General features: G+C 39.6%; 21 protein-coding genes. 15 read left to right on the top strand and 6 right to left on the bottom strand.

Annotated features, from left to right (window positions below):
- Window positions 1-248: 248 nt before the first annotated feature.
- On the top strand, window positions 249-2801 hold the full coding sequence (locus tag RI844_RS15600) for a M14 family zinc carboxypeptidase (RefSeq protein ID WP_348395595.1): 2553 nt from the start codon (window positions 249-251) through the stop codon (window positions 2799-2801).
- A 29-nt stretch (window positions 2802-2830) separates the two neighbouring features.
- Here RI844_RS15600 and RI844_RS15595 read toward each other — a convergent pair whose 3' ends face one another.
- Window positions 2831-3577: a ComF family protein gene (locus RI844_RS15595; protein WP_348395594.1), complete on the bottom strand. Its 747-nt coding sequence runs from the start codon at window positions 3575-3577 to the stop codon at window positions 2831-2833.
- A gap of 61 nt (window positions 3578-3638) precedes the next feature.
- On the opposite strand from RI844_RS15595, the gene bioH reads away from it, so the two are divergent.
- The 5 genes from bioH to RI844_RS15570 all read left to right on the top strand — a co-directional run bounded on the left by bioH (window position 3639) and on the right by RI844_RS15570 (window position 7769).
- Window positions 3639-4427, top strand: a complete 789-nt coding sequence (gene bioH, locus RI844_RS15590) for a pimeloyl-ACP methyl ester esterase BioH (protein WP_348395593.1) — start codon at window positions 3639-3641, stop codon at window positions 4425-4427.
- A 48-nt stretch (window positions 4428-4475) separates the two neighbouring features.
- Window positions 4476-5756: an NADH:flavin oxidoreductase/NADH oxidase family protein gene (locus RI844_RS15585; protein WP_348395592.1), complete on the top strand. Its 1281-nt coding sequence runs from the start codon at window positions 4476-4478 to the stop codon at window positions 5754-5756.
- A gap of 46 nt (window positions 5757-5802) precedes the next feature.
- Window positions 5803-6924, top strand: a complete 1122-nt coding sequence (locus tag RI844_RS15580; protein ID WP_348395591.1) for a mechanosensitive ion channel family protein — start codon at window positions 5803-5805, stop codon at window positions 6922-6924.
- A gap of 2 nt (window positions 6925-6926) precedes the next feature.
- Complete coding sequence (locus RI844_RS15575) at window positions 6927-7256, top strand: DUF4144 family protein (RefSeq protein ID WP_348395590.1); 330 nt, start codon at window positions 6927-6929, stop codon at window positions 7254-7256.
- Between the two features lie 120 nt (window positions 7257-7376).
- The gene (locus RI844_RS15570; protein WP_348395589.1) at window positions 7377-7769 is read left to right on the top strand and encodes a VanZ family protein; all 393 of its coding nucleotides are present in this window, start codon (window positions 7377-7379) and stop codon (window positions 7767-7769) included.
- A gap of 63 nt (window positions 7770-7832) precedes the next feature.
- On the opposite strand, the gene trpS is transcribed toward RI844_RS15570, so the two are convergent.
- Both trpS and rpe read right to left on the bottom strand, forming a co-directional pair.
- Window positions 7833-8837: a tryptophan--tRNA ligase gene (trpS, locus tag RI844_RS15565; RefSeq protein ID WP_348395588.1), complete on the bottom strand. Its 1005-nt coding sequence runs from the start codon at window positions 8835-8837 to the stop codon at window positions 7833-7835.
- A gap of 23 nt (window positions 8838-8860) precedes the next feature.
- Complete coding sequence (rpe, locus tag RI844_RS15560) at window positions 8861-9532, bottom strand: ribulose-phosphate 3-epimerase (protein WP_348395587.1); 672 nt, start codon at window positions 9530-9532, stop codon at window positions 8861-8863.
- Window positions 9533-9827: 295 nt separating this feature from the next.
- On the opposite strand from rpe, the gene RI844_RS15555 reads away from it, so the two are divergent.
- The 6 genes from RI844_RS15555 (at window position 9828) to RI844_RS15530 (ending at window position 15904) form a co-directional block, all read left to right on the top strand.
- A complete protein-coding gene (locus RI844_RS15555) occupies window positions 9828-10487 on the top strand; it encodes a TorF family putative porin (RefSeq protein ID WP_348395586.1) in 660 nt (219 codons plus the stop codon).
- A 206-nt stretch (window positions 10488-10693) separates the two neighbouring features.
- A complete protein-coding gene (locus RI844_RS15550) occupies window positions 10694-11098 on the top strand; it encodes an acyl-CoA thioesterase (protein ID WP_348395585.1) in 405 nt (134 codons plus the stop codon).
- A gap of 305 nt (window positions 11099-11403) precedes the next feature.
- The gene (locus RI844_RS15545) at window positions 11404-12174 is read left to right on the top strand and encodes a gamma-glutamyl-gamma-aminobutyrate hydrolase family protein (RefSeq protein WP_348395584.1); all 771 of its coding nucleotides are present in this window, start codon (window positions 11404-11406) and stop codon (window positions 12172-12174) included.
- Window positions 12167-13510, top strand: a complete 1344-nt coding sequence (locus RI844_RS15540) for a glutamine synthetase family protein (protein WP_348395583.1) — start codon at window positions 12167-12169, stop codon at window positions 13508-13510. The genes RI844_RS15545 and RI844_RS15540 overlap by 8 nt, the downstream gene beginning before the upstream one ends.
- An 88-nt stretch (window positions 13511-13598) precedes the next feature.
- Complete coding sequence (locus RI844_RS15535) at window positions 13599-14954, top strand: aspartate aminotransferase family protein (RefSeq protein ID WP_348395582.1); 1356 nt, start codon at window positions 13599-13601, stop codon at window positions 14952-14954.
- 98 nt (window positions 14955-15052) lie between these two features.
- Complete coding sequence (locus RI844_RS15530) at window positions 15053-15904, top strand: hypothetical protein (RefSeq protein ID WP_348395581.1); 852 nt, start codon at window positions 15053-15055, stop codon at window positions 15902-15904.
- A 23-nt stretch (window positions 15905-15927) separates the two neighbouring features.
- On the opposite strand, the gene RI844_RS15525 is transcribed toward RI844_RS15530, so the two are convergent.
- From RI844_RS15525 to RI844_RS15515, 3 genes are read right to left on the bottom strand one after another with little or no spacing between them, the layout of a single operon-like run.
- Window positions 15928-17013 (bottom strand): 2Fe-2S iron-sulfur cluster-binding protein, encoded by a 1086-nt coding sequence (locus tag RI844_RS15525; RefSeq protein WP_348395580.1) that lies wholly within the window; start codon window positions 17011-17013, stop codon window positions 15928-15930.
- 36 nt (window positions 17014-17049) lie between these two features.
- Window positions 17050-18261 (bottom strand): MFS transporter, encoded by a 1212-nt coding sequence (locus RI844_RS15520; RefSeq protein WP_348395579.1) that lies wholly within the window; start codon window positions 18259-18261, stop codon window positions 17050-17052.
- Window positions 18262-18297: 36 nt separating this feature from the next.
- Complete coding sequence (locus RI844_RS15515) at window positions 18298-18705, bottom strand: GFA family protein (protein WP_348395578.1); 408 nt, start codon at window positions 18703-18705, stop codon at window positions 18298-18300.
- A gap of 266 nt (window positions 18706-18971) precedes the next feature.
- Between RI844_RS15515 and RI844_RS15510 the strand changes: the two genes are divergently transcribed.
- Genes RI844_RS15510 through RI844_RS15500 form a run of 3 tightly spaced genes read left to right on the top strand, consistent with a single transcriptional unit; the run spans window position 18972 to window position 23307 of the window.
- The gene (locus RI844_RS15510) at window positions 18972-20273 is read left to right on the top strand and encodes an NAD(P)/FAD-dependent oxidoreductase (protein WP_348395577.1); all 1302 of its coding nucleotides are present in this window, start codon (window positions 18972-18974) and stop codon (window positions 20271-20273) included.
- An 11-nt stretch (window positions 20274-20284) separates the two neighbouring features.
- Window positions 20285-21496: an aminomethyltransferase family protein gene (locus tag RI844_RS15505; RefSeq protein WP_348395576.1), complete on the top strand. Its 1212-nt coding sequence runs from the start codon at window positions 20285-20287 to the stop codon at window positions 21494-21496.
- An 8-nt stretch (window positions 21497-21504) separates the two neighbouring features.
- Complete coding sequence (locus RI844_RS15500) at window positions 21505-23307, top strand: sodium:solute symporter family protein (RefSeq protein ID WP_348395575.1); 1803 nt, start codon at window positions 21505-21507, stop codon at window positions 23305-23307.
- Window positions 23308-23321: the final 14 nt, after the last annotated feature.

The following is a 23321-nucleotide window of genomic DNA, read 5'->3' as shown; positions in this document are numbered from 1 at the left end:
GTTCTACTTTGTTTAGCGCTGAAAGTGCCGTTTTAAAAATGACAATACCCGACTAAACAACTCAAGTATGTTGTTATAATACTATTGTCAGCGCCGACAAGCTAGTTTTGTCGTTATTTTTGCTGCAGTTTATTGCTCTATTTCAATAATAAATAGCTATTTAATATTCTTTGTTTTGTTAAGCCATTAAAAAGACTATAATTTTAAGTCATTAATTAAATTTTACTGTTATATTCTGGAGCCTTGTGTTGTTCAAATTAATTAAAGCTTTGATACTTTGCAGCCTTAGTGCAGCTACATTTGTACATGCAGAACCGCTGGATTACTACTTTGGTAAGCAAACCCAATACCGCGTAGACATTCCAACTCCGCAGTCTATTTTAAAGTTTAACGTTGGCGACAGACATGTACGCCACGATCAGTTAATGCAATATTTTGATGCTTTGGCGAACGCCAGCGACAATGTTCTTCTTACCGACATTGGGTATACCAATGAACATCGTCGTCAAGTAGTCGCCACTATCAGTAGTAAAGCTAACATTGAAAATTTAGATAAGATTCTAGCTAACCGCAGAGCAACCGGCAAACAAGATCCTAATGCTCCTGTTGTTGTTTGGTTAGGTTACAGTATTCATGGCAATGAAATATCTGGCGCCAATGCCTCTATGCTTGTTGCTTATCAATTAGCGGCAGCTATATCAAGCGACATTAATGCTATCCTAGATAATGTCATTGTTGTTATTGAGCCAAGCTTGAATCCCGATGGAATGGACTTATTCACCACTTGGGTTAATTCAAACCGTAACCAATCTTTTAATACTGACCCTAATCATCGTACTCATATTCGTCAATGGCCATCAGGGCGAACGAACCATTTTATGTTTGATTTAAATCGTGATTGGTTACCACTTTCGCAAGTAGAGAGCCAAAACCGAGTAAAGAATTTTCATTATTACAAACCTAATGTGTTAGCCGATTTTCATGAGATGGGCAAAGATGGCAATTATTTTTTTCAGCCCGGCGTCCCTTCGCGTGATAACCCAATAACACCTGCTAAAACAATTGCTTTAACTCAGCTGTTTGCTAGCTATCATGCAAAAGCGCTCGATGCTGATAATCGTTTATATTACAGCGAAGAAGGTTTTGATGATTTTTATTATGGTAAAGGTTCTACTTACCCAGACATTAATGCTGCCGTAGGTATTCTATTTGAGCAAGCCAGCTCTCGAGGCTTTGCAACCGACAGTAGTAACGGTGAACTCACGTTTGGCTTTGGTATTAAAAATCATGTGTTAACGTCTTTTTCAACCCTAACCGCAGCAAAAGAAAATAAAGATAAATTACATCGTCATAGAAATGAGTTTTATAAAAGCATCGATAACTTGGTGAGTGATGAAGACTACGTTGGTTATTTGATTAATGAAGACAAAGACTCTTATCGATTAAACACATTTTTAGCTCTGTTAAATCAACATCAAATACAAGCGTACCCGCTAACAAAAACCTATCAAGGTGATGAGCAAAGTTACCAGCAAGGTAAGAGTTACTATATTCCGTTGAAGCAAAACCAATACCGTTTAATTAAAACGATTTTCGAGCGAGTAACTTCATTTAAAGATAACACCTTTTATGATGTTTCCGGTTGGACTTTACCACTAGCTTATAATATTAATTCAGTGCAGATAGAAAGCAGTAGAAGTTTAAAGTTTGCTTCAACTCCGTGGCAACCTGTTAAAGAAAATGTAATTTTTCCAACAACTCCAGCATACGCCTATGCATTTAAATGGGACAATTACTTGGCACCGAAAATGCTGAATAAGTTATTAAACAGTGGTATCAGTGCAAAGGTAGCAACCAAAGCATTTACTGCCCAAATTGGCCAGAAAACCGAGAGTTTTTCAGCCGGAACTATTGTAATTCCACAAGGATTACAACAAAGCGATACATGGTTTGAGACCCTAACATCTATTCAACAACAGGTATCTATTGAGCTAACGGCTATCGCCACCGGCTTAACGATGCAAGGGATCGACTTAGGCAGCCCTTCATTAAAGTCACTGGCCCCGGTAAAAGTTTTGATGATGGGCGGTCAAGGTGTAACGCCTAATGAAGCCGGTCATATGCTTTATTACCTTGATAACACCTTAAATATCCCGGTGAGCATTGTTGAAACAAGTCGATTAGCTAATATTGATTTATCCGCCTACAGCCATATTATTATGGTCGATGGTGAATATAAAGCGATGCCTGAAGGCAGCAGTAAAAAACTGAAGGCTTGGTTAGAGCAAGGTGGCAGCATTTATGCGCAAAAGCGAGCGTTAAAATATTTAGCCGCTAAAAATTTATTGGATGCAAGTTTTACCAGTAAAAATGAAATCAACCGCTTATTTAGCACGAATAATTTAACCTATGCTGATAAAACAGCTTTGCGCGCACAAAAACTTATTGCCGGTACAATATTTTCGACCAACCTCGATTTAAGCCATCCTTTAGCTTATGGCTATAGCGATGAAACAATGCCAATTTTTAAAAATAGTACGGTGATCATGGAGCAACCATCAAAACCGTTTATTACAGTTGCACGTTTTACCAATTCACCTCTGCTCAGCGGTTATGCTGCGCCAGAAATGGTTGATAAAGTTAGCGGTAATGCGGCGATAATTGCGCATAATGTTGGCAAAGGCCGAATTATAGCAAGTACCAGTAATTTAGTTTTTCGAGGCTACTGGCAAGGCACGGCAAAAATTGTTGCTAACGCGTTGTTCTTCTCAAAAGCATTTAGTGTTAATGGTAAAGAATAAAGCTGTTCTATAAATTTATGCCAAAGTCTTTAAGCTGGCATAGATAAACAAACACTCAACACGGTAATTTTTTGAACACCGTGTTGAGTTAATAATTTACTCATTTCGCTAACTGTTGCTCCTGTAGTTACCACATCATCGACAATACCAACATGTTTGGGGAGCTGCATTGATTTATCAATTGCAAATGCACCTTTTAGATTGCGCCTTCTAGCCACACCACTTTGCCCTACTTGTGGGTCAGTTTTAAGCTGGCGAACAATCATTGTTTCGTTGTATTCACAATCTAATTGTTTAGCTAAAGCTTTCGCAATCAACGCAGCTTGATTAAATTGCCTGGCTTTTAAACGTTTGTGGTGTATAGGAACACAAATCAATAACCTGGGTAGGTCTTGGGATGTGATGTATTGTTTAATATGCACGGCCAGCATTTGTGCCAACAAGGGTGCTAATTCAAAGCGTTGTTGATATTTAAGCTCACTAATCCAGCGGGTATAAGGCCAACAATAGGGCGCTAATGCAATTAGCTGCTGAAAACGGATCCTTGGTAAATTTTTGTTGATTCTCGGATGGTTTAATAAATTACTATTTACTGTGGTTAAATTAAAACGACTGATATCTTGATAGCAGGTGCTACATAATAATGAAAATTTATCACTGGGCTGATTACATAAATCACAACAATGAAAGGCAGCTGTGATTTTTTTGGTTATTTTGCCTACGTTCAAAAAAGAATTTTGCAGAAAAATTGATATTTTTGCTCGGTTAATTTCCATTCAAGCCTTCCTTTGCTTAATATATGAATATAACTGTATACCCAAACGATATTAAATAAGCATGGCAGAACAATTAAAATTTAACACCTTTGGCAATGGTTTCCCGCTAGTTTTTATCCATGGCTGGGGACTTAACAGTGCTATTTTTTCGCCAATAGCAGAACAGCTTAGCGCTCATTATCAAGTGACTACCATCGACTTGCCTGGGTTTGGTCAAAATACCGATGTACTTTTGGCAGATTATTCGCTGGAAAATATCACTGCTATGGTTGCAAAATGTATCGCCAAACCTGCCATTATTATTGGTTGGTCTTTAGGTGGGCTAGTTGCCACTAACATCGCTTTACACCACAAAGAAAAAGCTCATGCCTTAGTCAGCGTCACTAGCTCTCCGTATTTCATTGAGCAAGCCAATTGGCCGGGAATCAAAGCAGAGTTATTACAAGCATTTCATCAACAATTAAGTGTTGATGCTCATAAAACTATTGAAGGATTTCTAAAAATTCAAGCCATGGGTTCAGAGCATGTGCGTAATGACATTAAGCAAATAAAAACCTTGATAAATCAACATCCAGAGCCTAATACGGCTACATTGGATGCATCATTGTCACTGTTAGAAACTGTTGATTTGCGAGCAAAAATACAAGCGCTTAATTTACCAATACTGCGCATGTATGGCCGATTAGATTCGTTAGTTCCAAAAGCAATGATTGAGCAAATGGACAAATTACTACCAAACAGTGACAGTTATACTTTTCATCGAGCTTCGCATGCACCTTTCATATCTCACAGCGATGAGTTTTATACCGTGTTAACCGATTGGATTACTGGTAACATAATTGTTAAATAACCTGAACTCGGGATAAAACATAAAAATACAAGCATTACAGGGAAAGCCATGACATCTCCACTTGCTCAACCTTTAACCTTACCATGCGGTGCGACCATTAATAACCGCATTGGCAAAAGCGCGATGACAGAGGGTTTAGCTGACTCTTTAGATCGTCCTACCAAATTACATAATCAACTTTATAAAACTTGGTCACAAGGCGGCACAGGTGTTCACATAACCGGTAATGTAATGATTGATCAGCGTTATTTAGAGCGCGCTGGAAACGTGGTGCTAGAAGATGATTCAGCCCTGGATAAATTTAAAGATTGGGCAAGAGCTGGTACAACAGATGGCAACCATTTGTGGATGCAAATCAGCCACCCGGGCCGTCAATGCCCCACTTTGGTTAACAGTGAGCCATTATCTCCATCCGATGTGCAGCTAAAAATGCTTGGCTCATTTTCAAAACCAAGAGCACTAACCCAATTAGAAATTGAAGACATTATTCAACGCTTCGCAAATACCGCAAGCTTGGCTAAAGAAGCTGGCTTTACCGGTGTGCAGGTGCATTGTGCGCATGGCTATTTGATCAGTCAATTTTTATCACCTAAAACCAACCAAAGAACTGACCAATGGGGTGGTTGCCTTGAAAACAGAGCACGCTTTGCTCGTGCCATTGTAAAAGCCGTACGTAAAGCGGTTGGTGATGATTTTCCTGTCGCAGTAAAGTTAAATTCTGCTGATTTTCAAAAAGGCGGCTTTAGTTTAGAGGACTGCGTGCAAGTCGCGGCTTGGTTAAGTGAAGATAGTATCGATTTACTTGAAATATCTGGCGGCACTTACGAGCAATTAAGTTTAATGGGCGTTGAAGCTAATGAAGTTCGGGAAAGTACTCGTCGCCGAGAAGCCTATTTTCTAGAATATGCGCATGCAATAAAAGCTTCTGCCAATGTACCGTTAATGATCACTGGCGGCTTTCGTTCTCGTGCAGTTATGGAACAAGCAATAACGGGTGGTGAAATTGACATGGTTGGGTTAGCGCGACCATTATGTACGCAACCAAATGTATCGCAATTATTGTTGGAGCAAAGCATAGATAGCATCGATGACTTTGAAACAACATTAAAAATAGGAGATGGGGTTTTGGGCAATAATAGTCCTATCGCGTTAATCAAGTCGGTGAACACCGTTGGGCAAGTGAGTTTTTACTATCAACAAATTATTCGCTTAGCCAATAACAAACCCGTGGACACTTCATTGAAAGTGTTTACACTATTTTGGCAACATTTAATTAATGACACTTGTTTAAACTTACGTCGTAATAAAGCTCGCAGAAACAAAGTATAAATTGTAACTAACCTCTAGCCAGTAAACATTGAGAAAGGAATTAATAATGGAAGCAACTTGGAAACAAGAACTAATGAAGTACCTAAGTTATATTGGTGACGACCCAGCATTACAAGCTTCGGTAATTATTCTAATTTCTCTTATTTTTGCCTGGATATTAGACAAAGTAATTATTGCCTGGGTAAAAAGTTACACCGCAAAGACCAATGCCGAACTAGATGATCAACTTGTTGATTTGCTGCATAAACCATTGTTTTATTCTATTTTGGTGATCGGTTTATCCGTTGCCACTAGCATTATCAAACTACCTGAAGCTATTACCTCAATAATGTTTCCGGTTTTATATACTATTTTACTCATTTTATGGACCATGTTTTTCCTTAGGATCACGAAAGTGGTATTAAGAAATATGGCCGCCAATGATAAACACTTCCAGGTTTTACATAATCAAACGCTGCCTTTATTTGAAAATTTAGCCTTAATTCTAATTGTTATCCTGTCGGTATTTTACATATTTTCTTCCTGGGATATCGATATGTCCGCCTGGCTTGCCTCTGCCGGTATCGTCGGTATCGCGGTCGGTTTCGCCGCTAAAGACACTCTGGCTAATCTGTTTTCCGGGGTATTTATTATGGCCGATGCGCCATATAAAATTGGCGATTACATTGTGCTAGAAACAGGCGAGCGTGGTGAGGTTACGAATATTGGCTTACGCAGTACTCGCATATTAACCCGCGATAACATTGAGGTTACCGTGCCTAATTCGGTAATGGGTAATACCAAGGTGATCAATGAATCTGGCGGGCCTAGTACTAAATATCGAATTAGAGCTAAGGTTGGCGCTGCCTATGGTAGCGACATTGATTTAGTTGAGCAGATCTTGATGGAAGTCGCGAAAGAAGATGCTGATATCTGCTCTTACCCACTACCGGTAGTGCGATTTAGAATGTTTGGCGGCTCCAGTTTAGATTTTGAATTAATGGGCTGGATCAGTGAACCTGCATTCAGGGGCCGCATAATTCATCAACTCAACAGCGCTATTTATAGAAAATTTGCCGAGCACAATATTGAAATTCCCTATGCTAAACAAGACCTTTATATTAAAGAGTTTCCCGGCAGAGTTGCAGATGTTAACGTTGCAAAAGCTGACAGTGAAAACAACGGTTAATTATGATCACTTGGCCTGCTTTTATTAAACACGACGGTGAAGATGAGCTTATCTATATAAGCTCACTTACCGAGTGGCAAAATGATGAAGAAATGTTGCTTTATATATTTAGCGAGCGTGACGTATTGATTGATTCTACCGGTAAAGTTTATTCTCTGCCAATACTGCAACAAAACATTAACAGCAATGACTACCTTGCCGTTGCTAGTGTAGGGAATATTGTTGAGCTGGTGCGAGCACACGCTGCTACAGTGGGAGAATGTTGTATCGAAAAGATTAATTGCCAAACAATAAGTCAAGCAGTTGCACTGGTAAAAGATTTAACTGACTAAGCAAATATACAGATCGGATTGATCTAGGCACTTTGTTAACAAATTACTAACATACGAATACAGTATTACTTTTTCAAATCCCTACAATATAAGCAATAACTCTCTCAGGTATCCGATTAAATGAAATTTATCGCTGCGCTATTTTTTACATTCTTATGTGTTGTGTTATTCATGGCCAATACAGGTCAGCAAAGTATTGTAATGGATATAAAAAATTCCCTGCCTTACGGCGATAAAGTCGGTCATATTTTTATGTATGGCAGCCTAACTTTCTTGGCGAACTATGCATTTAAGTTTCGTTATTTCGGCAATATTAAAATGAATCAATACGGCGCAGTATTGGTGCTTTTATTTAGTACAAGTGAAGAATTCAGCCAAATATTTATCGCAACACGTACATTTAGCTTATTTGATCTGACGGCAAACTTAACCGGTATTGCGGTATTTACCTTATTATCGATTTATCTCGGCAAACAAAGTAGTCGTTATAACCAACGTCTTCTCACAGCTTAATAATAGCCAAAAGGGGTCAATGATAAATATCATTGACCCCTTTCTTTATTCGATTTATCAAATTTATGGGCGTGGAATAAAGCCTACCGCATCATAAACAGAACTAAGTACCTTACTTGCTTTCGCTGATGCTTTTTCTGCACCTTCACGCATTACCTGATTAAGGAATGCCTGATCTTCACGGTATTGATGATACTTTGCCTGGATAGGCTCTAGCATAGCAACAACTGCATCAGCCACATCTACTTTTAAATGACCATACATCTTGTCTTCATATTGAGGCACTAAACTCTCAACTGAATTACCGGTAGTACAAGACAATAAAGATAGCAGATTTGAAACACCTGGCTTTTCAGCAACATTATGATAGATGTTCGCTTGCTCATCACCGTCTGTTTTAGCACTCTTTATTTTTTTACTGATTTTTTTCGGGTCTTCTAACAAGCCAATAAAGTTTTTAGGATTATCGTCTGATTTTGACATTTTCTTAGTCGGCTCTTGCAGACTCATCACCCGCGCACCAAATTTAGGAATATATGGCTCTGGCACTTTAAAAATATCACCATGAATATTGTTAAAGCGAGTAGCAATATCACGCGCCAGTTCAAGATGTTGCTTTTGGTCATCACCAACAGGAACACGATCAGCTTGATACAATAAAATATCGGCTGCCATCAATACCGGATAAGTAAATAAACCGCTATTCATATTCGCTTCTGATTTTTGCGATTTATCTTTATATTGGGTCATGCGGTTAAGCTCGCCCATTTGCGTATAACTATTTAATACCCAGCTTAATTGCGCATGCTCAGGAACGTGCGATTGAATAAAGATAGTGCTCTTGCCTGGATCGATACCACAGGCTAAATATAGAGCCAAGCCATCTAACGTTGCTTTGCGTAATGCTTCCGGGTTAGGCCTAACTGTTATCGCATGCTGATCTACCAACATATAATAACAGTCATGATCCTCTTGCATGTTCACCCACTGCTTCAGAGCACCTAAATAGTTACCAATAGTTAAATCACCTGATGGTTGACAACCACTTAATACAACTGGCTTAGACATGTATATCCTTAAAACTTAAACTGTTAATCTACTTGCGCAAGATTGCTGCGCATTTGATCGATTACTGCTTTGTAATCGCTATTTGAGAAAATGGCCGAGCCGGCAACAAACATATCAGCGCCCGCTGCAGCTATTTCTGCAATATTATCTACTTTTACACCACCGTCAATTTGCAAACGTATATCACGCCCACTGGCAGTTATTTTTTCTTTTACTAGCTTTAATTTATCTAGCGTTGATGGAATAAATGATTGTCCACCAAAACCCGGGTTCACAGACATTAATAAAATAACATCTAATTTATCCATAACAAAATCGAGTACCTGTAAAGGCGTCGCAGGATTTAACACTAAGCCGGCTTTACAACCATGGTCTTTGATAAGTTGCAAAGTACGGTCGACATGATCGCTGGCTTCCGGGTGAAAAGTAATTATGTCTGCGCCTGCTTTGGCAAATCCAGGTATTAAACTATCAACCGGCTTAACCATTAAATGCACATCGATAGGCGCGGTAATACCGTAGTCCCTTAACGATTTACACACCATTGGACCAAAGGTTAAATTAGGCACAAAATGATTATCCATTACATCAAAATGAACAACATCAGCACCAGCGGCTAATACTTTAGCAACATCATCACCAAGACGAGCAAAATCGGCTGATAGAATGGATGGTGCAATTAAATAAGAAGACATAGTAATACTCTATTTTACATTTACGCGTACTTTACCTAATGATGCGCTTAAGTTGAAGTAACATTGCGTAAATATTCAATAATAATTGTGCAAAATAAGTGCATGGTGCGCACCACTTCTGAGCAAGAGCAATTATTGATTAAAAATCAATCTTCACTAACAAATTATTAACATCAGATAAATAGCACTCTGCAGCTCTATTTTCATTATTTTCTTCATTCAGGCACTGTCCTTGCAAACTTAATAGCCAGTTACTTTAAAACTATTAAAAATAAAATTAAATCAGGGAAACATTATGAAAAAATTATTTACTGCATCATTACTATTAACGGCGATGACTCTTGGCACAGCAGTATCAACGACAGCATCTGCAATTGAAATTGAAGGCGTAAGCGGTAATGCTGGTGTGGTATCACAATACTTCTTTCGCGGTATAGCACAAACAGCCACAGCTTCAGCAAGTGGCGGATTCGATTATGAAAACGGTAACTTCTCTGTAGGTACTTGGGCAGCTGACGTTCAAGACGGTTTAGAAATTGATTTCTACGGAGCTTACGGTTTTGAAACTGATGGTGGTTTAGGCTTAAGTGCTGGTTTTACTTCGTATCAATATACAGGTGATTTCGATTCAGCCTATAACGAAGTTAACCTTGGTTTAAGCTACAGCTTTTTATCAGTATCATACAATGTTGGTGTTCACGAGGAAGATGATGATTTAGGTATCGAAGAATCAGATTATGACTTCCTTGCTGTTACGGCTGAATACGAAAGTTTCTACGCTACTGTAGGTACTTGGGGCCAAGACTTTGAAGGTGACTACGTTGAATTAGGTTATGGCGCAGAAGTAGCAGGTTTTGATGTTGGCGTTGCTGTAATTATTAACTCTGAAGAGTTAGATGTTGAAACTGGTGAAGGTGAAGAATCATTAGTATTTAGCATTGGTAAATCTTTCTAAATAATTACTGAAGTACTTATACCAATCCGTATAATGATCTGATCATTACGCGAACTGGTTTTATCGTTAAAAGGCAACTGCGTGCAGTTGCCTTTTTTGTGTAAATTATTTCATTTAAAGTGTTTCGTTTATTGAACATTAATTTTAATGCGTGTAAGGTGAATCTTTAGTACATCTCAATGTTATCGTTTCCAAGGAAGCCTTTTATGTTTTACGAAATTATCAAGCCAAGGGTCGGCGAAACCGATGCATTAGGGCATATTAACAACACTGTTTTTCCGCAATGGTTTGAAGCTGCTCGCAATCCTATATTTAAACTATTCAGCCCCGATTCAGCATTAAACCTGAACCAATGGAACTTAATTTTAGCCAACATGAGCATCGATTTTCATGTGCCATTAAAGTTTGGTAAAGATGTTGAGATAAAAACCTATATAAAACGTATTGGTAACACTTCTTTGGATATTTATCAGGAAGCTTGGCAAAACAATGTCTTGCATGTCTCCGGAACAGCAATAATGGTGCATTACGATTACACCAATAAAAAGCCACAGCCGATCACTAGTGATTTCAAACAAAAATTGCACGTCCATTTTGTCCACTCAATGTAATTAATACCAATGGGTATAATACACACGTCGATTCTGTCGACGTTGCACTATTGGTAGATGATTGTAAAATATATCAATCACTTAATTTGCACTCTGCCAATAATTTTTACGACTACCCGACACCAACTACCAACCCTTTGTTTTATCTATAAAATTAATCATAACAAAGGTTATTTTTCCCTACACTCGCGAAAAACAAAGCTATAAAAGTTAACCATTACATTTAAAAACAGCACTCGACTGTGCATTAAAATGTATGCTAGTGTATATTAAATCGAACACTTTGTTATTTTTTGGTTTAGTATATGAAACAATCAAGTTTGCCCATTGTAGGCGTTATCTGTGACCGAGAAATCATTGGTCCACATGCGTATCACATTGCCGGCGATAAATACTTACAGTCGATGATAGGCGGCAGTCAATGCCAACCGATCCTTATTCCAGCATTATCCAGTAGCCTGCAGATTGAGCAACTACTTGAGCTAGTTGATGGCATTTTATTAACCGGCGGCTACTCAATGATTGACCCGCTACATTACCAGAATGATGCCGCAGAAACAGGTACGAAACTTGATACTCATCGTGACAACTCGAGCTTACCGTTAATAAAGTCAGCAATTGCTCAGAGCATTCCTATTATGGGTATATGCCGGGGCTTCCAAGAAATGAACGTCGCATTTGGTGGTAGCTTGCATCAAAAACTACATGAAGTAGGCTCTTTTATTGAACACCGTGAAGATAAAGAGCAAACATTAGAACAGCAATACGGTGCAAGTCATCCGATACAGTTACGAGAGAACGGCAAATTAAGCCAACTATTAGGCGAGCAGAACATTGCTGTTAATTCCTTGCATACTCAAGGCATAAACAATTTGGGGGCCGGATTAACAATTGAAGCAGTCGCTGAAGATGGGTTAATAGAAGCTTTTTCAGTTACTGCGGCTAACAACTTTGCCATGGCATTTCAATGGCATCCCGAATGGCAATATCATAATAATAAATACAGTAAAAAAATCTTTGCCGAATTTGGCAATGCTTGCGCAAAAAGACATAAGGTGAAACAGCAAAATGGATAGTATTAAAACCTGGCTAGAAGAAAATAATATCGAAGAAGTCCAGTGTATTACCTGCGATCATACAGGGATCCCAAGAGGTAAAATTTTACCGGTTAAAACCTTTATTCAAGATGAAGGTTTTCGCATCCCCGAAGCCATAATGCTGCAAGCGGCTTGTGGTGACTTGATTGACGATGACCTGCTATTTACCTTAATTGATGAACGCGACATTGATATGGTATTAACACCAGATGCCAATGCTTGTTATATTTTACCCTGGACTAAAAAACCAACGGCAATGATCATTCATGATTGCTTTGATCAACAAGGTAAACCCTTTCAATTATCGGCGCGCACCATATTAAAAAAAGTTATCGATTTGTATGCGCAAAAAAACCTAAAAGCCGTTGTTGCTCCTGAAATGGAGCTTTATCTGACCAAAATAAACGCCGATTCCAATTTACCACTCGAGGTGCCAACTGGCCGCTCTGGTTATGCTGAACGCGGCCGTCAATCATTTGGTATAGACTCGATTACTGAATTTAGTGAATATATTGATGACGTATATGCTTGGGCTAAGCAATTAGGTCTTAAGTTAGAAACCGTGGTCCATGAAGAAGGTCGAGCGCAATTTGAATTCAATTTTATGCACGGTGAGCCACTATCACTAGCCGATCAAGTATTCATGTTCAAACGTATGGTTAAAGAAGCAGCGATCAAACATGGTTTTAGTGCCACGTTTATGGCCAAACCTATGGTAGACCAGCCTGGCAATGCCATGCATATTCATCAAAGCTTGGTCGATGCCAGCACGGGTGAAAATATTTTTGCCAATGAGCAAGGTGATACTGCAGCATTTCACCACTATATAGCTGGCTTGCAAAAATACATCCCTGAAATGATGCCGATTTTCGCGCCAAATATAAACTCCTACAAACGCTTTGTTGCCGGTCTTGCTGCCCCCGTTAATTTAGATTGGGGCATTGAAAACCGCACTGTGGGCTTACGTATACCTAACTCTCCCACACAAGCGAGGCGTGTTGAAAACCGCCTTCCCGGTGCAGATACCAATCCTTATTTAGCCATTGCGGCGACATTACTGTGTGGCTTTATAGGTATGGAGGAAAAAATTAAACCCAGCCAAGAAAAAATGGGCAAAGAAAATGAACAATGCGCCAGCGACATGCCATTAAATATTAATGACGCTATCAGCAGGATGGAAAATAGTGAAAAAGTAAAATATTACTTAGGCGAACTATTTGTAAAAGGCTTTATTGAAACCCGCAAAGCCGATCATGAAAATTATAAAAATGTGATCAGCAGCTGGGAAAGACATTTTTTATTAACTACGGTATAGCGCTTATATAGCCCAACAATAACGCACTAGGTTATTAAAATATCTATCATTTACATAAAGGCGCTGCAAAGCGTTATAGAGAAGTATTATGCAAACAGAATTACAACAAAAGAATAACGCACATCACTTTCAACCATTTAGTGACAACAAAACCTTAGCAGAAAAAGGCCCAAGGATTATAACAAAAGCCGAAGGTGTATATTTTTATGACAGCGCAGGTAATAAGTTTCTTGATGGTATGGCTGGTCTATGGTGCGTCAATATTGGCTATGGCCGTAAGGAACTTTGTGATGCCGCAGCAGAACAAATGCGTGAGCTGCCCTATTACAACTTGTTCTTTCAAACGACGACCACACCTGCGACTGAACTAGCGGCAAAAATAGCATCCCTTGCCCCAGATCATATGAATAAAGTGTTCTTTACTGGTTCAGGCTCAGAAGCAAACGATACTAATTTTAGAATGGTACGTCGTTATTGGGATTTAAAAGGTAAGCCTGACAAAAAAATATTTATTAGTCGTAAAAATGCCTACCATGGCTCTACCGTAGCGGCAGCTAGCTTAGGCGGGATGGGATATATGCATGAACAAGGCGACTTGCCTATTGAGGGCATAGTTCATATTGATCAACCTTATTGGTTTGGCGAAGGTGACGGTTTAAGCCCTGAAGAATTCGGTATAAAGGCGGCACAATCATTAGAAGCTAAAATCCTTGAAATTGGTGAAGATAAAATTGGTGCATTTATCGCCGAACCATTTCAGGGTGCAGGTGGTGTCATCATTCCTCCAGCCACTTACTGGCCAGAAATAAAACGCATTTTAGCCAAGTACGATATATTATTTATTCTTGACGAAGTTATCTCTGGTTTTGGTCGAACCGGCGAATGGTTTGCTGCTCAAACCTTTGATTTAAAACCTGACTTAATGACCATAGCAAAAGGCTTATCATCTGGGTATGTGCCAATTGGTGGCGTCATAGTTTCAGACAAAGTGGCACAAGTTCTTATTGAAGAAGGCGGCGACTTTAACCATGGCTTTACTTACTCAGGTCACCCGGTTGCAGCAAAAGTTGCATTAACTAATATCAATATATTGGACGAGGAAGGCATTATCAAACAAGTGAAAGCAGAATCTTCTCCTTACTTACAAAAGCGTTGGCAAGAACTTGCAGACCATCCAATAGTTGGTGAAGCCAGGGGGTTAGGTATGGTTGCTGCCATCGAGTTAGTTAGAGATAAAGTAACCAAAGAACGCCTTGAACCAGAATCAAAAGGCGGTGGCGTATGCCGAGACTTTGCCATTAATAATGGCTTGGTTATGCGGCCTTGCGGCGATACCATGATTATTTCGCCGCCTTTAGTTATTAATGAGAAAGAAATTGATGAGCTTATTGAAAAAGCGAAAATCACCCTAGATCAAACCGCTGCTCATTATCAAATAGGTTAGTGCTAATTGACAAAAGTATCGAATTAGAGGCAAATTATAGTAATGTAATTTGCCTTTATTTTTTCAAATAAATAATAATAAAAACGCTAGGGCCTTATATGAAAGCATTACTAAAACATCACTTTAATGCCTGGGGCTATCAAGCCTTCAAGTATCTAGTCTACTTGTTACTTGCCTATAATTTAGTGCTGTTTTACCAAGAAGAATCTACAGCTGCTGTAGTAACATTTGCCGCAGGATTCACCTTATCCAACTTTGTTGAAGCATTTTCAGCGACAGTGGATACCGCTGCATGGGTTCTATTACTGCTATTATTTGAATTAGAAACATACACTATTGAAGATGAGCAAATAACCGGCTGGACCAAAAGAGCGATGCATGGTTTTCGTATTTTTTGCTATTTTTTTATCGTTTATGCGTTTTATGGTTATATGGTAAAACTTGGGCTAACGTTTAATTTTAGCGATGTTCAATTCAGCGATTTATGTACAATAAGCGGTGACTTCAAATATATGGAAACCCTAAATGAATATATACAGCTCACTCAACAAAATTGTAGCGACTATGGCTATAATGCTACTAGCTACCTGAGCCATGACAGTTTAAGTATCCTAAGCTCGAAAGAAGATCTTTTCTGGACGCAAGCATTAGCCTGGGTTGATGTTATTAACGCCGCGGCTTGGCTTGTGGTAGTGCTAATGTTGGAATATGACGTGCGAGTACAGCTAGGTAAATATTCAAGTGCATTTTGGCAAAAGTACAGTAAAGTAATTAAAAGCAGTGTATATCTGATTTTGTTTGTTGCATCTGTATATTGGGGCTTTGAAGGAACATTTGTAGATTTCTGGGATAGTTTTCTCTGGCTAGTGGCTTTCTTCTTGATTGAGCTTAATATTTTTGAGTGGCAAGCTGAAGTGAGTGAAAAAAAGCAAACCGTTTTGACGAACTAAAAAGTTTTAGCAAGTTCGATAATTTATAGGTCAAAATTTATTTCTACTTCATCTGTTTGGGGATGTGATTGGCAAGCCAAGATCATCCCTTGTGCCAACTCTTCGTCGGTAAGCACATGATCTTCATCCATTTCAACCTTACCTTTAATCAACTTAGCCATGCACGTTGCACAAACTCCCGCTTTACAGGAATATGGCAAATCAGCACCTTGCGCCATTGCCGAATCAACGATACTATCGCCCGCTTTAGGTATTTCATATATGGTTTTGACGCCATCAATTTTCACGCTAACAGCACTAGTTTCGTTATGATATTGCTGTTCTCGTTTGATGTTAGCATCTGCAATTTCGCGACTATTTTGCTGAGAGAAAAATAATTCAGAATAAATATGGTGCTGATCAAGTTGCCAAGCTTTAAATGCATTGCTCAGTTCATCAATCATAATTTCTGGACCACAAAGAAAAACATCGCTAACGACAGCAAGATCGATCACCTTGGCTGCGGCTAAATCGAGAAGTTTTTGCTGGTTAATTCGTCCATTGTACAGCGCAATAGATTGTTGTTGCTGAGAAAAAATATTTAACCATTGAAACCTGTCTTTATGATAATGATGAATTACTGATAAGGTTTTATAAAACATCACACTTTCAGCAGATTTATTACCGTAAATCAAGGTCACTTTTGCTTGCGGTTCAGCGGCCAAAATTGACTGAATGTGAGATATAATTGGCGTAATACCGCTACCGACAGCAATTAATAAATAGTTATTTTCGTTGTCTATTGATAACTCTGAGCGGAAATGTCCTTGGGGTGGCATTACCTCTAAGATCATCCCTGGGGTAAAATTTGCGAAAGCATAATTAGAAAAAATGCCATTGTTGATACATTTTATTGCAATCACTAACTTTTGCTCATGCACACCACTACAAACAGAATACGATCGCCTAACCTCTACGCCATCGATAATCGCCTTTAAGGTTAGGTGCTGACCTTGCTTGTAGTAAAATTTTGTCGTTAATTCAGCAGGAAAATTAAACCTTACCTGAATTGCCTCTTCAGTAAGGTGCTCCACACTAGCAATAGTTAACGGATAAAAGTCTGTACTCATATGTTCTCGAATTTTTAACTTTGCCTATAACTAATTTTAGCTGGCATTTGATAATACAGATTTTTTAACGTGCCGATGCATATAAAACGATACACCTATGTAGATAAGCATTGCCACTAACGCCATTGAACCACTGACAATAAACATTGTGCTATAACCTAATTCTGCCCCTAATACTGAAGCGGCTACGTTAGGGCCGATAATTTGTCCAAAACCTTGTGCGCCTGGTACTAACGCCACAAAAGAGCCACTTCTGTCCATATGAGCAACCATTGCCGTTTGAAAAACATCAACAAATATCCATAACAGGTTAAAAGAGAATAAACTGAACATAATATTGGTTTCAGTAATACCGCCACCGAGCATGCCAACAATTGTCGCCATTGCGAGTAATGAAACGATTAACGGTTTAAATAAGCCAAAACGATCACTAAGTATGGTGGCAATCAGGCAACCAACAATTGAGAAAAAAGAGGTCCAAACCAGCAAGCTACCAATCCAATCATCTGCAATACCATCCGCCAAAGCTGCCAGTTCAATATAAGTCCAGTAGCCACCAATATTTACATAAGTGAACCCTATAGCAACAAGGCAAAGCCAAGGTACTATTTTTGGCACATGCCAATCTTCAATTTTATTTTCATGCTTTTCCTGTTCTGCCAATTCAGTTTCATTAAGCGGCCGTTTTGGTATCCAACGTAAAAACAATACGCAGACTGTTGATAAGCCAATAAAAAAAAGGTAAATCCCATTCATCGTCAGTTTTGGCAATATATATAATTCCAAAGCTTGTGAGAATGCAAAAGCGAATAACAATAAATTAAAGGCCCGTGCCGGATTGGTTGTTCCGCCTAAAGAAGTCACCGCAACTGAAGTGTAAATTCCACTACCAAGCCCAGCCACTACACGTAGCCACAGAACCTGTTCGTAATCGACATAAATCATGCATAAAGAGTTACTCGCAATAGATATCACCAGTCCGAGTAAAACCAAGATTTGGCGGTTCATCCGGCCAACTAACGTCGCAGCCAATATCGCGCCAGCTGAAAACCCACCAAGATCGGCGCCAGCAACTCGCCCTACTTGCTCTTCTGTAAAGCCGAGCATTTCCACCCAGGCGGTACTTAGTACAGGAATACTTACCATAACCGAGTAACCCACCAAAGCCATAAACAAAGCGATAGAAACCGATCGCCAGCCATCAAATATATTTGAAGACTCCCTAAGGAGATAAGAGCTTATAATCATAAATTACCTTTAGTCTGCCTATTTAATTAACTGGTATTAACGTTCATCTTCGGGAAACGTATCAAATTGTTTGGCATTATCATTAATGACATACCAAGGCGCTTTCGAACCGACAAAGATATGATAAGGAGGTGGACATGGCGGATTACCGTCTATAGTACCCATAGCTAAATAAAATGTATCCGGTTCGTCCGTTAGGGTAGCCATAATATTAGAACCACAGTTTCGACAAAACACCCGTTGCTGCGATTTGGATGAGGTGTAACAGGCCAATTCTGTTTCACCACACAGGTAAGAAAAATCATTACGCTTAACCCCGGCAAAAGTCGCAAATGCTGCGCCATGAAGTCGCCGACATTGACTGCAATGACAATGACTAAAATCATTAATTTCGCCATCAACCTGATACTGAATTTTAGTGCACTCACACTTACCCGTGAACATTTTTACAGGCCTCTAAAATACAAATAAAAGAATAGTAATATCAAAAGAATAGGAAGTTATAACAACAATGTATATACCCCTTAGGTATATACCCCTAAGGGGTACTGACCTCACGATTTTTCATTGATACAGTTATTATGTTTACCTACTTATAGAAAGCGTAAAGTCATCATCATGAAATTTAATAGCCGTTATCAAGATTTTTTCATTTGTACTTACTCGAACCTTGCCAGTACTACAGCTATGTACATTGATGTGGAGAAAATATGTTTGGATTAAAGAAAACCGTAACTGAAAAAGAGCATACTAGCTCTTATTATGCGGCAACCGCTAATGACACTAGCCATTACCCTAAATTAGAAGGAAATAAAAAAGCCGATGTTGTGGTGATTGGTGGCGGGTTTAGCGGCGTTAATACAGCATTAGAATTGGTCGAAAAAGGGTTTTCTGTGGTGCTATTGGAGGCAAAACGTATAGCCTGGGGGGCAACTGGTCGTAACGGTGGGCAAATAATTTGCGGTATTGGTGACCCGGATAAATTTAGCCGTACTATTGGTAAAAAGGGTGTTACCGCCATTTATGATATGGGCTATGAAGCGGGTGATATCATTCGAGAGCGCGTTGCTAAATACACTATTGATTGTGACCTAAAATGGGGGTATTGCGATGTAGCAATTAAACCTCGTCACATGAAAGAATTTGCCCAATGGCAGGCGCACAGTAAAAAAAATGGAAATCCTCATCAATTACAACTGCTTGATGAAAAAGAAGTTAAACAATTTGTTAATTCCGATAACTACATTGGCGGCCTGTTCAACCCTACCGGCAATGGTCATGTACACCCGCTAAATTTATGTGCCGGTGAAGCCCATGCGGCCAATGAGCTTGGCGTAGAAATTTTTGAACAATCAAAAGTAATTAATATTGAACATGGCAGCAGAGTGACTGTACATACCGATTGCGGCTCGGTAAATGCTAAATATGTGGTGTTATGTGGTAATGCCTATATGGGCGAGCTGGTACCAAAGCTGGCGAAAAAGATCTTACCATCAAATAGCTCTGTTATTGCCACTGCGCCATTATCAAGCGAAATAATTAACACCATTATGCCGGCTGATGTTGCGGTATGTGATCCGCGTACTGCACTAGATTACTTTCGTTTATCAGCAGATAAACGTTTGTTGTTTGGCGGTTTATCAAATTATACCGGTTTAGAGCCTAAAGATTTAAAAGGTACGATGGCAACAAAGATGTTGAAAGTGTTCCCTGAACTCAAAGGCATCAATATTGATTTTGGCTGGAGCGGGCAAATGGGCATCGGCCTTAACCGTATGCCACAACTCGGCAAACTCGCCGATAATGTTTTTTACGTGCAAGCCTATTCAGGTCATGGAGTTGCACCTACCCATATGATGGCAAGAGTTATCGCTGAAGCAATAGATGGCAAATCTGAAAGGTTCGATATTTTAGCGAAAATTCATCATTATTCCTTCCCCGGAGGAAAGCTGTTCAGGCGACCGGCTTTAGCTATAGGGATGATGTATTATAAAATTTTAGATGAGTTGTAATGAGAATTCAGATGAACAATACTGCAAAAAAAAGTGTGCTATGCGACCTGGTTTCACGGCATAGCGCCTTTGATTTTGACCATTATATTGCCAGTCATGAGCCTGAAGAATACGATATTTGGAACGGGTTTTGTCTGCCGATGGAATACACTGCCCCAGCTGATGAATACCAGGCAATTCGTCAAAGTTGTGCGCTTTTTGATGCTTCTCCAATGAAGAAAATACGCATAAAGGGCGCTGAAGCCGGCGCATTTTTAGATCGCATCTTAACCTCACCAGTAAGCCAGCTACCCTGGATGCATGCAGCTTATGGTCTTATTTGTAACGAGCAAGGCTATCTAATTGATGATGGTATCGTATACAAGTACAACGACACTGATTACCTTTTACTTATCTCAGAATTAGATCTGCATGGCCATTTTGCCAAATATAATGACTTTACCGATCTATTCATTAAGGAAGAAACAGAAAACCTTGCCGGACTTGCCATACAAGGACCAAAATCTTGTGCGGTATTACAGCAATTTGGCTTTACTGATGTGGAACAGCTAGCCCCTTTTGAACTTAAATATTTCCAGCTAGCCGGTCAACAGGTGCTAGTTGGCAGAGTTGGTTTTACCGGTGATTTAGGCTATGAAATTTGGTTCTCTCCTGAAGCTATTAGTACTGTAGAACAAGCGATTGTTAATACTGAGCAGGCAATGCAGATAACATTGCCGGGTTATGGTCTTAGTGCCTTGCAAATGTGTCGCATTGAAGCCGGCATGATCGTACCAGGCTGGGATACTGCTGGTAGCTTTACTGATGTAATTGATGAACGCACGCCATTCGAGCTTACCTTAGGCTGGAACGTAAAAGCAGAACGAGATGAATATTTTGTCGGTAAACAGGCATTACAACAAGCCAAAGTTATCGGCCCTCGTTATAAGATGAAAGGCATCAAAGTAAATAACAAATCTATACTTGCTGAAGGACAAGAGCTATTTGCACTAGTTGATAATATTGAAATTCAAGTTGGCCACCTGCCCTCTCTGGTGTGGCACGAAACCGAACAGCAATGGATAGGATTCGCTTCAATCAAGAGTAGTTGCGTGGATATTAATGATACCTACGTCATAGATAAAAAAACCAGAGAGGCCATTCATTGCTGTTTGCATCAACTGCCGTTTATTAATTTAGCCAGACGCAATCAAACTCCAGCACCGCTTAATGGAAACAGATAAATACGATTATGGACATATATACCACCAGCATTCTTATCAGTGTTCTCATTTACCTCTTTGTTGGCAGCTATGCTGGTAAGAAAGTAAAACACCTTGATGATTATTTTGTTGTTGGTCGAAAAGCGCCAACAATATTAATTGTTGGCACCTTGGTGGCAAGTGTCCTTAGCACTAATGCCTTTTTAGGTGAAACCGGTTTTTCTTATGCATCGCAGGGTGGCTCTTATATTCTTTGGCCTGCTACTTGGGTAGCAGGTTATATTTTTGGCGCGCTATTTTTTGGCCGTTACCTGAGACGCAGCCGGGTATTAACCGTCGCTGAATTTTTTGGTCACCGCTTTAATAGTAAAGCAGTGCGCCGTGCAGCTGGGATCACCGTGGTATTAGGTTTAGGTGGCTATTTGCTGGCTGTTACCCAAGGTACAGCTGTTATCTTGACTAATCTTACTCCATTAAATTATGAACAAGCATTAATAGCTTCATGGTTTTGTTATACGTTTTTTACACTATATTCGGGCTCTCGTGGCGTAATTATCACTGACACCATAATGTTTTTATTATTTACGATAATGAGTTTTGTCGCATTTTATTACATCATTGACCTGCACGGTGGATGGTTGACCGCGTTTGAAGGCTTAATAAACTTGGAGAGTAAGCCTGATCTTATGAGCTGGCACGGACAGGTTGGCGCAGGAACCGAATGGCAAACACCTGCCGACTACGCCATTTGGTCATTAATCACCGGTATTGCCTGGGGGTTGGTAACTGCTGTTAGCCCTTGGCAATCGAGTCGCTACTTAATGGCAAAATCAGAGCATGTGGTTGTTCGCTCAGCTTGCATAGCCGCTATTGTGATTGCAGTAAGTAACCTAGTACTATTTGCTGCCGCCACGGCAGTAAACCTAAGCAAAGATGATATTTTCCCATTTGAACAAACCATGATCTATGCGGCGATGAATATGATGCCCGCAATCGTTGGCGGTCTACTTCTTGCGGGTATCATGGCAGCAGCGCTTTCCTCATCGACGACATTTTTATCTTTGGTAGGCTTTAGCGTTAGTAACGATATTATTCCTAGTAAACAAAAAAGTCCCGAGCAAGCTGACGACAAAACCCTATTGCGCTTTAGTCGGATTGTTATGCTTGTGGTCAGTGTAGTCACCTTGTTAATCAGCTTTGTCACAGTGGTAGATATTTTTTGGTTAAGCAACTATGTCGGTACTGTATTTGCCTCGTCTTGGGGACCCATTGCCTTTATGAGTATTTGGAGTAAATCCATTACCGAGCGCGGTGCATATTGGGGGATCATCAGTGGTTTTGTCGGCAATATTATTCCAAGATTTCTTGATGTGTCGGGCATAATTGATCTGCCTTCGTATCTAAACCCTATTCTAGTCGGCTGTATAATAAGCCTGATAACCATTATCGTGGTTTCTCGATTAGGTCAAGTTAGCGATATTGAAAAACAACGCCGGCTTGAATTACACCAAATGCCAACTGAAGAACAAAGCAAAATTCAAACCAAGAAAACCCAATGGGCCGGCATCGCAGTGATCATTTTTGGCCTGTTGTTATCAACAATGCTAATGATTTACTACGTATATCCATATCAAAAGGGGACTGGGACTTTATTAAATAATGGTAATTTAGATTGGTTTAGCGCAGAAGCTTTATTAGCGCTTGGTTGGGCGGCTATATATGTACCTTTAGGCATATTAACCTACCGGATCGTTAATCGCTCTTATACCGCTAACCCTAAAGTTAATACTGACAGTGAAACGAGCATAGAAGGTGAAGGTAGCAATGCTTAAATTAACACTGCCAG

Source organism: Thalassotalea fonticola, assembly GCF_032911225.1.
GTDB classification, from domain to species: Bacteria; Pseudomonadota; Gammaproteobacteria; order Enterobacterales; family Alteromonadaceae; genus Thalassotalea_A; species Thalassotalea_A fonticola.
The sequence above is the reverse complement of the archived record's forward strand: the minus strand, read 5'-3'. Positions and strand labels throughout refer to the sequence as shown.